The organism is Muricauda sp. MAR_2010_75, from assembly GCF_000745185.1.
In the GTDB taxonomy this organism is placed as follows: domain Bacteria; phylum Bacteroidota; class Bacteroidia; order Flavobacteriales; family Flavobacteriaceae; genus Flagellimonas.
In genome coordinates, this window is sequence record NZ_JQNJ01000001.1 from 2,121,066 (window position 1) to 2,133,400 (window position 12,335).

Consider the following 12,335-nt stretch of genomic DNA (forward strand, 5'->3'; position numbering starts at 1 on the left):
TTAATAGGTTAGGTTTTAAATAAATGGACCTGAAGAAAGTCCAAATGTTGTTGTGGTCTCCCCCAATATTTTAACCAACTAAAAATCAAGTATCTTTTAATCATCATTTTTTAAAACTTTTTTTATGAAGCGTTTTTTACTTACCACATTAATGATGCTGCCCCTGTTGGTGGTAGCCCAAACGATTGGCGCACCTGACCGTAAAGCAGGAGAAGGTGAAGGCCCGTTTAACCGACTTATAATCAGAGGGGCCACATTGATAGATGGAACCGGGGGACCACCGGCCGGTCCCGTTGACATTGTAATAGAGAACAACAAAATTGTGGATGTTGCCAGGGTAGGTGCCCCAAAAGTACCTATAGATGAATCAAAACGACCTAAAATTGGAACAGGCAATACCAAAGAAATTGATGCCACTGGCAAATACGTAATGCCCGGTATTATTGATCTTCATGTGCATACAGGGGGAAAACCTAAGGCCCCAGAAGCAGAGTATGTATATAAATTGTGGATGGCCAACGGGATTACCACGGTTAGGGGAGTGCCTTTTGGTGACTTGGAATGGTCCCTTAAAGAGCGCGAAAGAAGTGCTAAAAATGAGATTGTGGCCCCTAGAATGGTTTCATTTCACCGTATTGGAACTGGAAAAGAGTGGGAAGGCAAGAAAATCCTTACCCCCGAAGATGCCCGGGAATGGGTCCGCTATGCCAAGAAAAAGGGTGTGGACGGGTTAAAACTAGGTTCGCATCGCCCAGAAATTATGAAAGCAGTATTGGAGGAGGCCAATTCATTGGGAATGGGTAGTACGGCCCACCTTGGTCAAAGTGGTGTGGCCCAAATGAACGCCTTAGATGCGGCAAGAATTGGATTGACGAGCATGACCCACTTTTATGGATTGTTTGAATCCATGTATGAGAACAATGATGTACAACCATGGCCAGTGGACATTAATTATGGAGATGAGCAACACCGATTTGGCCAAGTGGCACGTCAATGGAACTTGGTGAAGCCCGGTGGTGAAAAATGGAACGCCCTATTGGATGAGTTTTTGGAGTTGGATTTTTACATTAACCCTACCATGACCATCTATTCTGCGGGAAGGGATGTAATGAGAGCCAGAAATGCGGACTGGCATGAGAAATATACCTTGCCTTCATTGATGGATTTCTTTTCACCCAGTCGTACAAGCCATGGCGCGTATTGGTTCGATTGGACCACAGAGGACGAGGTGGCTTGGAAAAAGTATTACGAAGTATGGATGAAGTTCTTGAACCAATACAAGAATATGGGAGGTAAAGTCACCGTAGGATCCGATTCTGGATTTATCTACCAATTGTATGGATTTGGTACCATTTTGGAACTTGAGATGTTGCAGGAAGCCGGTTTCCACCCATTGGAAGTAATTCGGTCTGCTACCATGCATGGTGCCGAAGAAATCTTCAAGCCCCTGAAAAAACCCATTGAGTACGGTGTAATTCGTGAAGGTTTATTGGCCGATATGATCATTGTGGATGAAAATCCATTGCAGAACCTAAAAGTACTCTATGCAACAGGTGCTGTTCGTTTGAATGATGAAACTGCCAAAGTGGAACGAGTAGGAGGCATTGAGTACACCATAAAGGATGGCATTGTTTACGATGCCAAAAAATTGCTTTCCGATGTGGAAGAAATGGTGAACAAACAAAAGAAAGAAAGAGAAGGAAAGTAGCCTTCTAAAGGTATTTTATATCAGGAAGTTGTTGGTTGATTGACTATACGCCATTTGCACCTGATCAGGTGCAAATGGCAAAAAGTTGAAATTTTTGTCACCCTGTTTTGCAAAAGCCACAACATTATTATGTAACAACGATTCAAATATGTCCAAAGAAGAAAGATTGAGGGGAGTTCTGGAATCAATTAAAGCGTCCGGTAAGCTGGATTTGCATTATTTGAAGGATGTTTCAGAGGAAGAAAAGGACATCATCAAAACCTTGTTTCATAATGGTTTGGTGGAAGAAGCATTGGAATTTATCTCTGAGCTGAATACCGATAAGGAATTAAAAGAGCTCAAGGACAAACTTGAAGATGAGGAAGCTGAACGGGATGTTGTTCCTTTATGGAAATCTGTTGTAAAGTATGCTGCTATCTTTATTGGAATTTTTGCGCTTACCTACTTTTTTCAGACTGAAAAAACGTTGGAGCCGCAGCCCGCAATTTCCGATGGGTCCATCCTACTGATCATGGAAAAGAATGGGGTTAAGATGATCGATCAATCCGATAGCCGGTCAATTCTTTCCAATTCAGGTGAGGTCATTGCGGAACAGCAAGGCAATATCCTCCATTACCGTGCAGATTCAAATATAGATGAGCTGGTGTATAACGAACTGGAGGTCCCAAATGGAAAAATGTTCGACGTTGAGCTTTCGGATGGAACGTTGGTACATCTAAATTCGGGGACCAAATTAAAATATCCAGTAAAATTTTTACACGGCCAAAAAAGGGAAGTGTTCATTGAAGGGGAAGCCTATTTTAAAGTTGCAAAGGATAAGGCCCATCCATTTGTCGTGAATGCGGACGACGTAGCCGTACAAGTGCTGGGAACGGAGTTTAATCTATCTTCCTATAAAGATGATGCTGAGATAACCACAGTTTTGGTTGAAGGCTCGGTAAGCATGACCAATACATTGCAACCACAGGAAAACATGGTGCTTACCCCTGGAACAATGGGTTCATGGAACAAAAATGAACGTTCTGCCAAAATGGAGGAGGTGGACACGGAGCTTTACACAGGCTGGATCAAAGGAGAGCTCATTTTTAGGAACACAACCTTCCAGAGCATGGCCAAGAGATTGGAGCGAAAGTATAATGTCATCATTGAGAACACCAACACAGCTCTTGCCGAAAAGGTACTTACCGCCACTTTTAACGCTAATATAGAAAGTATAGAAGATGTGCTGAAGGCCATAAAGGAAATTCACCCACTTGATTATAAAATAACCGACCAACATATACGAATATTAACCAAATCAGAAAGCCAATGAAATAAACCCTCTTCTAGTAAAAAAGATTCATAAAAAAAATCGGGAAATGCGGCAACATTCCCCGATGGTTATGAATTGTGAATTAAACATTGTAAGGACAACGATTTAAATCAACTCAAAATTATGAAAAAAACTACAACCAGAAATTTACCATTCTGGAGGTTACCTAAAATCGACCTAAAAATGAAACTTATCGCAATTTTATTTGTTTCGTTTTTTGAGATTCAAGCCAACCCTAGCTCAGCTGAAGAATTATTGACCTTAAACTTGGAAAAGGTAAGTGTTGAACAAGCCTTTGAGCAAATTGAAGCTATTTCCGAATACAGATTTCTATTCGAGGGAAAACAAGTTCGCCTTGAAAGAAAAGTGACCTTAAAACTTGAAAAGAAAAAAATCTCCGAAGTTCTTGATGTTCTTTTTAGAGGTACAGACATTACCTATAAGATAAAAGGACGGCAGGTTATCCTGTTAAAGAGCAAGAACGAGGGAACTTCCACAAATCCACAGGCCGTTCGCGATCGTCTCGAATTAATCGGGCCAATGCAGCAATTGGTTACGGGAACAGTGGTGGATATTCAGGGCCAACCTTTACCAGGGGCCAACGTTGTGGAGAAAGGAACCATGAACGGTACCCAAACCGATTTTGATGGAAACTTTACCTTAGAAGTGCCAGGAGATGCAACTCTTGTGATTTCCTATATTGGTTTTTTGACCACAGAAGTTCCAGTGGCCAACCAAAGTACCATTAATGTAACGCTTGAAGAGAATTCACAGCAATTGAACGAGGTTGTAGTTACGGCCTTGGGGATTTCGCGTGAGAAAAAATCTTTGGGATATGCCACACAAGAGGTGGATGGCGAAGAGGTTAACAGGACCCCGACCGATAACGTGGTCAATGCACTTTCTGGTAAGATTGCCGGTGTGCAGATCAAGAACAATACCAACTTAGGAGGATCCAGTAACGTTGTGATCAGGGGTAGTACATCCTTGACCGGGAACAATCAGGCCCTATTTGTGGTAGATGGTGTGCCAGTGAGTAACTCAAACTTCAACACATCTGACCAGCAAAGTGGATCAGGTGGTTTTGATTATGGGAATATGGCTTCGGACATCAACCCTAACGATATTGAATCCATCAACGTGCTAAAAGGTGCAGCTGCAACAGCGCTATATGGTTCACGGGCTACAAATGGAGCGGTGATCATCACTACAAAATCTGGTTCTGGTGCAAAGCGAAAACCAACCGTGACAATCAATTCCAATGTAACAGTGGGTTGGATAGACAAGTCAACATGGCCAGAATTCCAATATGAATACGGTACCGGTTACGGAGCGGTATATGGAAGTACTGGTGATAGCTTTTTTGTGGATACCGATGCCAACGGAGACGGTGAAATCGACTTGGTTACGCCATCAACGGCCTATGGATCGTATGGAGCCCCATTTAACTCCAATTTAATGGTGTATCAGTGGGATTCTTTCTATGAAGGTTCCCCTACCTATTTGCAGCCTACCCCGTGGGAAGCACCAAAGGACAAATTAATATCCTTCTTTGAAACTCCTGTGACCATTACCAATAGTGTAGCTGTTGCCGGCGGAAGTGATTCAGCAAATTATAGGATTGCCTATACCCGGTTTGAACAAGATGGTATTATGCCCAATAGTAACCTTACCAGGGATAATATTTCAATCAATGCAGCCTTTGATGTAAGCGATAAATTGTCTGTATCTGGTAGTGCCAATTACATATTGACTGACGCACTTGGCAGAAACAGAACAGGTAACGAAACAGGTTCCAATGCCCAAAACGTAATCTCTTCCATGCGTAAATATTGGGCTATGAACGTAGGTGTTCAAGAACTTAAGGATGCCTACTTCAATACTGGGCTTAATGTTGATCCTTTTATGGGGGGTACCATAGACAACCCATATTGGGTAGTATATGAAAACTATCAAAACGATACCCGTAGCCGGATATTTGGAAACGTTTCCGTAAAATATGAGTTCACCGATTGGTTGAATATTGAAGGACGGGTTTCCTTGGACACCTATTCCTTTGAACAAGAGGAAAGAAACGAACAAGGTACAGCTGGAGCCGTGGGAAGATATTATAGAAGAAATATCAACTATGATGAGGAGAACTATGACCTTATGTTGAACTTCAACAAGAACATCACCGAAAAACTTAACATCAGTGGGGTTCTTGGAACCAACATTCGTAGAACACACCTTAGCTCTATTGCAGCTGAGACCAATGGAGGATTGGTATTGAAAAACCTTTTCTCCCTATCCAACTCGCTTAGCCAACCCGCAGCTCCAGTTGAGAATGTTGAAAAAGTGGGTGTGGACGGTTTCTATGGATTGGCATCTTTTGGGTATGACAACTTCCTTTACTTGGATGTTACCGGTAGATTTGATCACTCATCAACCTTGCCTTCTGAAAATAGTACATACTTCTATCCATCTGTATCCTCCAGTTTTGTGTTCTCCAGTTTAATGGATAGCAGCTGGTTGAGTTTTGGAAAGTTCCGGTTAAACTATGCAGAGGTGGGTAGTTCAGCACCTGCCAACAGTTTGGTGGATGTATTGGACAAACCAACTCCATTTGGATCGGTTCCACTTTACGGAACCAACGATACCAAGAACAATCAAAATTTGTTGCCAGAGAAAACCGTGAGTGTTGAAGCAGGTTTGGAGATGCGCTTTTTAAGCAACAGAGTTGGAATGGATCTTTCATTGTATAAGACCAATTCCAAAGATCAAATTATTCCCGTTGCTATATCAACCGCAACAGGATACTCTTCCAAATTTGTAAATGCTGGGGAAATTGAGAACAAAGGTATAGAAGTTGCCCTTGATGGTAACATTATACCCGAAGGCGATTTTCAATGGAAAGTCAACCTAAACTGGGCGAAGAACCAAAGTAAGGTGTTGTCGCTGTTTGAAGGCGGTAGCAATCTGCAATTGGGTTCGGTGAATGGGGTGACCATAAACGCAACTGTTGGAGAACCCTACGGAACCATCCAGGGAACAGATTTCATCTATGTTGACGGAAAACGCCTTATCAATCAAGATACAGGAACTTTTGAGAGAACCACTACCTCCAATAATGTAATCGGAAATATTACACCAGATTGGACTGCGGGTATTACCAACTCCCTTAAGTACAAAAACTTTAACCTTAGTTTCTTGATCGATATTCAAAGCGGTGGAGATGTTTATTCCAATGATATAAACACGGGGAACAGATCAGGTCTTTATAAGTGGTCTGTGGGTCTTAACGACTTGGGTAACCCTATTCGTAACTCATTGGCAAATGGTGGTGGTATCATTTTGGATGGTGTTGCGCCAGACGGATCTCCCAACACCGTTAGAACAGCGATGGATTCATACAGAAATGCCACAGGAAGCATTATGGCCCCAAGGGCTTATTTTGTGTATGATGCATCTTATGTGAAGCTAAGAGAAGTTGCTTTAAACTACAATTTTCCAAAAATGCCATTTATGGAAAAACTCAGTATCCAAGCACTTAGATTTGGAGTGGTGGCTTCTAATTTATGGATCATCCACAAGAACCTACCCTATGCGGACCCAGAGGCGGGCTTAAGCTCAGGTAACTTGCAAGGTTCCCAAAATGGGGTTTTGCCAACCGTTAAAAATTTAGGTGTTAACCTTCAAGTTCAATTCTAAACCAAAAAAAGTAGAAAATGAAAAACTATTATATCATACTAGTAATAACACTGTTTTTCTCGTGCTCAGGGGATTTGGAAGATATGAACGTGGACATCAAAAATGCTACGGAAGCTCCAGCCGAGACCTTTTTCAATAATGCGATGAAAAACCTGTCTGATAGATTGAGTACTGTAACTTACGGTGCTACCGGAAGTCCATGGGACATTTCCAGATTGTTTGTTCAGCAGATGTCTTCGGTTACCTACAATGAAGGAACCACATACTATGTGAGCTTTACTTGGGATGATGTCTATATGGGCGTCTTAAACAATCTTCAACAGAGTAGACAGATCATTGAGACGGAAGAAAGTGAACTGTCAACAAGTACAAACAAATTGGCAATTCTTGAGATTGCCACGGTCTATACTTATGCCAAGCTTGTAGAATCCTTTGGAGACATTCCTTACTCACAGGCGTTGGATGTTGATATCATTTCACCGGCATTTGATCAGGATGAAGCCATTTATGCAGATTTGATTGCAAGATTGACCGCTGCCATTGGAAACTTGAATGAAGCACAAGGAGCTTGGGATCAGGATATTGTCTATGATGGAAATGTGTCCAGTTGGAAAAAGTTTGGAAGCTCCTTGCTTTTTCAAATGGGGATGCGTGTTATAGATGCCGATGCCACTCTTGGCACACAGGCCATAACTGCGGCTTTGCCCAATGTCTTTACCTCAAATGAAGATGTAGCAGAAATTGATATGTTGGCTTCACAACCCAACACTTCAGATCTTTATGTGGATATAGCCGTGGGGAACAGACGTGACCTGGTTGGAGCTGAGCCATTTGTGGATTATATGAACAATCTAGATGATCCTAGAAGAACCGTTTTCTTCCAAGAAGTGGATGGAACCGATGGGGTATATCTAGGATCTCCTTCAGGATTGACAGTGTCCTATTTTGACTTTTCCAGATTTGGCACACTGTTCTATGAGCCCACAACTGCGGTAATCCTTTTGGATTATGCAACTATTGAATTCCTTTTGGCAGAAGCTGCCGAGCGTGGACTGGGTGGTGTAACGGATGCCGCTGGTCATTACGAGGCAGCCATTCGTGCTTCATTTGATTATTACGGTCTAGGAGATAGCGCGGATACCTACTTGGCTAATCCAGAAGTGGCTTATGCCACTGCTCCTGGAACTTGGCAGGAAAAAATTGGAATGCAAAAATGGGTGGCACTATTCAACCAAGGATTGGAAGCATGGACAGAATACAGAAGATTGGATTATCCCATTCTTGAAGCTCCGCCGCAGTCATTTGTCCCCACTGTACCGGTTAGGAATGTATACCCAATTTCAGAACAGACCCTAAACAGGGAAAATTATGAAAGTGCAGCGGCCTCTGTTGGTGGCGATTTACTGACGACCAAGCTATTTTGGGATGTAAACTAAACGTATAAGACTTTGTTCAATAGTAGTTTGTTTTTAATAATTGTGGTTTAGTTTGAGTTAGCTAGAGTGAAAGGGCAAAAGTATAGTTGTTATGTGCAATTGTCTTTTGCCCTTCACAAAGCTACCTCATGAATTTTTTTGAATCCGATTCCTATTTGGGTTTTAAATAATGAATGAAATGTTTTGACGATGGTTTCAGGCAGAACTTTATTTTGTAACGGTGCTTTATGACGATTGATTTCAAAATTCCAATGAAGAGACTATCGGTTATTTTTTCTGTTCTTGGGTGTTTCATACTTCATGCACAGAAAAATGAGGTGTTGTCCGTTGAAAAGATAATGTCTGATTCGGTCTATCTGGGCAAAGTTCCAGAAGATATTCAATGGGATGAAAACAGTGCGCAATTGTTTTTTACTTGGAGACCCATGGGGGAAAAACAGAATGCAACGTATAAAATTTCCACATCAGACCTAAAACTCGGTCCAATCTCAGAAGAATTGAAGCTTATGCTTCAAAAAAGACAAGTTTCCTATTCAAAAGATCTTAAAAAAGCCCTGTTTGAGAGAAATGGGGATATCTTCATCAAGAATATAAAGACCGGGACAGAAATACTATTGATGGGTACTGTTGCGGAAGAAAGTAATCCTGTTTTTAACCATGATGAAACTTCTGTCATATTCCAAAAAGGCCAAAACCTATATACTATTTCTGTTACAGGGCAAGGATTGAGACAATTGACCAATTTCACATTCCATCCAAACAAAAAAGATAGCATAAACAGCCAAGATCAATGGTTGGAAGAGGACCAAATGGTCATCTTTGACATTTTTAAAAAGAACGGGGAGGATTCAAAGAACTCAAAAAAACCAAGCCCTTATTATCTACCCAATTCAGGCTCAATATCCAGCATTAATGCAGACCCCACTTTACGATATGTGGTTTTTAACGTGGCCGACCAACCCAAGCACAGCAGAAACATTATCGTTCCCAATTATGTGACCCGCTCTGGATATACCGAAGACATTTACGGTAGAACCAAAGTAGGGTCCTATATGCCCACTTACACTACCAAAATTTATGATTTGGAACGGGATACCATTTATGGGATTTCAACACATGATATTCCGGCTATTAAGAGCATCCCCGAATATTTAAAAGAATATCCGGACCAACTGGCACAACGCAAGCGAGAAAACAAAGATCGGGAAGTACATATTGGACAACCCATTTGGACTCCAAACCGTTCCACCGCCATTGTGAATGTAGTATCGATGGACAACAAGGACCGTTGGATTATGCAGCTTGACCCTACCAATGGAAACCTATCCCTCTTGGACCATCAGCATGATGAAGCCTGGATCGGGGGACCCGGTGTGGGACGGAGGTACCGAACCCCGGAGATGGGTTGGATTAATGACAACACCATCTATTTCCAGAGTGAGGAAACCGGATATTCCCATTTGTATACCCTTAAAATTTCGAATGGCGAGCGGAAACAATTGACCTCTGGAAAGTATGAAGTACAGACCTTGCAGCTTTCCAACGACAAAAAATCCTTCTATTTCACTGCTAACGTTGAGCATCCTGGAATCACACATTTTTACAAAATGCCAGTTGGGGGCGGTAATAGGGTTCAACTGACCTCTTTGCGCGGCGGAAATGAAGCAACCCTATCTCCAGATGAAAAATGGTTGGCCATAAAACACTCAACAACTACCCAGCCATGGGAGTTATATTTACAAGAAAATAAGCCTGGCGCAACGGCAAAACAGATTACCAAGACCACTTCGGAAGCTTTTAATGCCTATGAATGGAAAACACCGGAGATGATCACCTTCAAGAACAGGTATGGGGTGGATACTTATGCGCAGGTCCTAGTTCCAAAAACCCCCCTTCCCAATAAACCTGCAGTGGTGTTTGTACATTCCAATGGTTACCTGCAAAATGTACATTATTGGTGGAGCTATCATTTCAGGGAATATATGTTCAACAATCTGTTGGTGGACAAAGGTTTTACGGTCATTAATGTAGACTATACGGCCAGTTCTGGTTACGGAAGGGACGTTAGAACGGGAATTTACCGCCACATGGGAGGAAAAGACCTCTCCGATGTTACGGACGGAGCCCAACTTCTGATTGAAAAGTATGGAGTGAATCCCAATTACATTGGATTGTATGGTGGGTCTTATGGCGGTTTTTTAACCTTGATGGCCCTTTTCACTGAACCAGATGTGTTTAAGTCTGGTGCGGCTTTGCGTTCAGTTACGGATTGGGCGCATTACAATCAAGGCTATACTTCCAACATCCTTAATGAACCCTTGACAGATGAAAAAGCCTATAAACGAAGTTCCCCCATTTATTTCGCGGACGGCTTAAAAGGAAATCTGTTGATGACACATGGTATTGTTGATGTCAATGTCAATTTTCAGGATATAGTTAGGCTTACCCAAAGGCTTATTGAGCTGGGCAAAGAGGATTGGGAACTTGCGGTCTACCCTTTGGAGGACCATAATTTTGTGGAGCCTGCCAGTTGGACGGATCAATACAAGCGAATTTTAAAACTGTTTGAAGACACTCTGATTGAATAATATCAAGACTTCATAAAAACTGAATAATACTTAAATCACATGAAAATGAATCGAATTTTAGCAATTGTCCTGATGTGCCTTGTTTTTCCTTTACAGGGGCAACAACTGAATACCGATATGGATTCCACCGTCACTACCTATGGTCAGGTGACCATAAAGGGAACACCGGTAAAATATAAAGCCATTACTGGAAAGCAACCCGTATGGGACGAAAAGGGAAAAATTATAGCGGGTCTCTTTTTTACTTATTATGAGAGAACAGGAGTCAGCAATAGGGCAAAAAGACCATTGGTCATTTCCTTCAATGGAGGTCCTGGTTCAGCATCAGTTTGGATGCACATTGCCTATACAGGACCCAAAATCCTGTCCATTGATGATGAAGGATACCCTGTTCAACCCTACGGAATCAAAGACAATCCCTATTCTATTTTGGATGTAGCGGATATCGTTTACGTCAATCCGGTAAATACAGCATACTCAAGGGCTATTGATAGCATGGACAGCAAAGAAGTATCAAAACGATTTTTTGGTGTAAACCCCGATATTGAGTATTTGGCAACCTGGATCAACACCTTTGTTACCCGTCAAAATCGTTGGGAATCCCCAAAATATTTGATAGGGGAGAGTTACGGTACACCCCGTGTTTCAGGGCTTTCGTTGGAACTTCAAAACTCCCATTGGATGTATTTGAACGGAGTCATTTTGGTTTCACCCACCGGTTTGGGGATTGAACGTGGAACAGCAGTGGAACCGGCCAGTTATGTTCCATATTATTCTGCAGCGGCCTGGTTTCACAAAAAACTACCGTCGGATCTTCAATCCAAGGATTTGACCGATTTGCTACCAGAGGTTGAAAAGTACACATTGGACGAACTCATTCCTATTATGGCCAAAGGAGGTTCCATTTCAGAAGCAGAGCGTAAGGCAACAGCGAGTCGATTAGCGCGGTATACAGGATTGTCCGAAAAAGTTATTTTGGAACATAACCTCAGAATTCCTAAACGTTTTTTCTGGAAAGAATTGCTTAGGGATGAGGGTCATACCATTGGTAGACTCGATTCCAGATATTTGGGATTGGATAAGGAAAACGCTGGAGAGCGACCTGATTATTCTCCAGAGTTGACCACTTGGCTGCATTCTTTCACCCCAGCCATTAATTATTATATAAAAAATGTTCTTAAATACGATACAGATCTACACTACAATATGTTCGGTCCAGTAAGGCCGTGGGACAGAAGTGATAACAATACTGGCGACAATTTACGTCAAGCTATGTCGCAGAACCCCTATTTACATGTAATGGTTCAGTCCGGTTATTATGATGGGGGTACGGATTACTTCAACTCCAAATACAATCTTTGGCAAATAGATTTGAACGGCAGGTTGAAAGATCGGATGAGCTGGAGAGGATACCGAAGCGGTCACATGATGTACCTTAGAAAAGAAGATTTGGAGAATGCCAATGAGCATATCCGTGAGTTCATTGCGAAGACCATTCCTGCTGAGGGCCAGCCCGCCCAATATAAAAGATGATTCAAGGACAAATGCAAGAAAAGTAGGTTGTATCTTGACTTAAATTATACAAAACTAAAATAGAGGTT

General features: G+C 41.9%; 6 protein-coding genes. All 6 read left to right on the forward strand.

Translation table 11 applies throughout. From position 1 onward, the window contains the following. The first annotated feature begins 124 nt into the window (after positions 1 to 124). The 6 genes from FG28_RS09465 to FG28_RS09490 all read left to right on the forward strand — a co-directional run bounded on the left by FG28_RS09465 (position 125) and on the right by FG28_RS09490 (position 12,267). Positions 125 to 1,708, forward strand: a complete 1,584-nt coding sequence (locus FG28_RS09465) for an amidohydrolase family protein (protein WP_036382273.1) — start codon at positions 125 to 127, stop codon at positions 1,706 to 1,708. 148 nt (positions 1,709 to 1,856) lie between these two features. Beyond that, positions 1,857 to 3,020: a FecR family protein gene (locus FG28_RS09470; RefSeq protein WP_051947257.1), complete on the forward strand. Its 1,164-nt coding sequence runs from the start codon at positions 1,857 to 1,859 to the stop codon at positions 3,018 to 3,020. A gap of 183 nt (positions 3,021 to 3,203) precedes the next feature. Beyond that, a complete protein-coding gene (locus FG28_RS09475) occupies positions 3,204 to 6,710 on the forward strand; it encodes a SusC/RagA family TonB-linked outer membrane protein (protein ID WP_231562614.1) in 3,507 nt (1,168 codons plus the stop codon). 17 nt (positions 6,711 to 6,727) lie between these two features. Further along, the gene (locus tag FG28_RS09480; RefSeq protein WP_036382277.1) at positions 6,728 to 8,146 is read left to right on the forward strand and encodes a SusD/RagB family nutrient-binding outer membrane lipoprotein; all 1,419 of its coding nucleotides are present in this window, start codon (positions 6,728 to 6,730) and stop codon (positions 8,144 to 8,146) included. A 251-nt stretch (positions 8,147 to 8,397) separates the two neighbouring features. Next, positions 8,398 to 10,734 carry a prolyl oligopeptidase family serine peptidase gene (locus FG28_RS09485; RefSeq protein WP_036386415.1) on the forward strand — a complete coding sequence of 779 codons (2,337 nt, stop codon included), beginning with the start codon at positions 8,398 to 8,400 and terminating at the stop codon, positions 10,732 to 10,734. 45 nt (positions 10,735 to 10,779) lie between these two features. Beyond that, a complete protein-coding gene (locus FG28_RS09490; protein WP_394297347.1) occupies positions 10,780 to 12,267 on the forward strand; it encodes a S10 family peptidase in 1,488 nt (495 codons plus the stop codon). Positions 12,268 to 12,335 lie beyond the last annotated feature (68 nt).

What these genes read in the sequence shown, in the direction of transcription:
- FG28_RS09475 (WP_231562614.1), top strand. Translation starts at nt 3,204, where the DNA reads ATGAAACTTATCGCAATTTTATTTGTTTCGTTTTTTGAGATTCAAGCC.
- FG28_RS09480 (WP_036382277.1), top strand. Translation starts at nt 6,728, where the DNA reads ATGAAAAACTATTATATCATACTAGTAATAACACTGTTTTTCTCGTGC.
- FG28_RS09485 (WP_036386415.1), top strand. Translation starts at nt 8,398, where the DNA reads ATGAAGAGACTATCGGTTATTTTTTCTGTTCTTGGGTGTTTCATACTT.
- FG28_RS09465 (WP_036382273.1), top strand. Translation starts at nt 125, where the DNA reads ATGAAGCGTTTTTTACTTACCACATTAATGATGCTGCCCCTGTTGGTG.
- FG28_RS09470 (WP_051947257.1), top strand. Translation starts at nt 1,857, where the DNA reads ATGTCCAAAGAAGAAAGATTGAGGGGAGTTCTGGAATCAATTAAAGCG.
- FG28_RS09490 (WP_394297347.1), top strand. Translation starts at nt 10,780, where the DNA reads ATGAATCGAATTTTAGCAATTGTCCTGATGTGCCTTGTTTTTCCTTTA.